The following is a 968-nucleotide window of genomic DNA, read 5'->3' on the forward strand; positions in this document are numbered from 1 at the left end:
CATGGCTATGCTCAACGAATCGGGATTTTTTGGATTGAACTCCCTGTCGAGCGCAGACGTTGTGGTACGTGTGGCATGACGTTCAGCACGTCTTATCCAGGAATCTCCCCTCGAAGTGTGGCAACAGACGCTTTTCAGCAATGGGTGGCGCAATCTTGCATTGGGACATCCATTCAGGCAGTAGCTCGGATGCTCAACCTCCCTTACACGACCGTGGAACGTTGGTTTTATACCCATGCCCCTTCCTTCCTATCGAATGATATCCAACCAAAGGCGGTTTGTGTCGATGAATTTGCCTTTCGAAAAGGGCATGACTACGGAGTGGCGATCATGGATGCCGAGACGGGAGAAGTGTATGCCATCGAAGCTGGAAAGAACGAGGAAGCCATCAGACGTGCGTTGGCGCATGTGTCTCGTTCTGTTCAGTATGTCGTAAGCGATTTAGCCCCAGCGATGAAAAAAGCCATTCAAGGGGTTTGCCCAGAGGCGACACACGTGGTCGATTATTTCCATGTCATTCAGCTGTTTACGGATGCTTTAGATCGTTGCCGCAAATATTTAGACAAAGGGGGCAAGAAACACGGAAATGTTCGTTACGTTTGCCGTTTATTGAGCACATGCCCAGAGAAATTGACGGAGGAAGAACGTCAAATCGTACGAGAATGGTGTAATGAAAGCGATTACTTAAAGTCGGTCTACCAATCGCTCCAACATTTTCGTTATGTGTCCAAAAGCAAAGACGAGCAACAGGCGAAACGACGTTTGGAGTCTTGGATTCATCGGTATTCGTTTTGTCCTTGTTCGGTTGTGCGCGCGATTGCAAAAGCGCTCGTCAAGCGAACAGAAGAAATCGTTTCTTGCATTTTATCCCCTTACTCGAATGGGAAAATGGAAGGAACGAATAACAAGATCAAGCTGATCAAACGTCGGGGATATGGATACAGAAATATCCAGCGTTTTGCATTACG

1 protein-coding gene is annotated in these 968 nt (G+C 47.6%); it reads left to right on the forward strand.

Features of this window, described 5'->3' with window-relative positions; translation table 11 throughout:
- On the forward strand, positions 1-968 hold a 968-nt coding region (locus tag JV16_RS14825; RefSeq protein WP_042536458.1), incomplete at both ends, for an ISL3 family transposase.

Source organism: Anoxybacillus ayderensis (assembly GCF_000833605.1).
Taxonomy (GTDB): domain Bacteria; phylum Bacillota; class Bacilli; order Bacillales; family Anoxybacillaceae; genus Anoxybacillus; species Anoxybacillus ayderensis.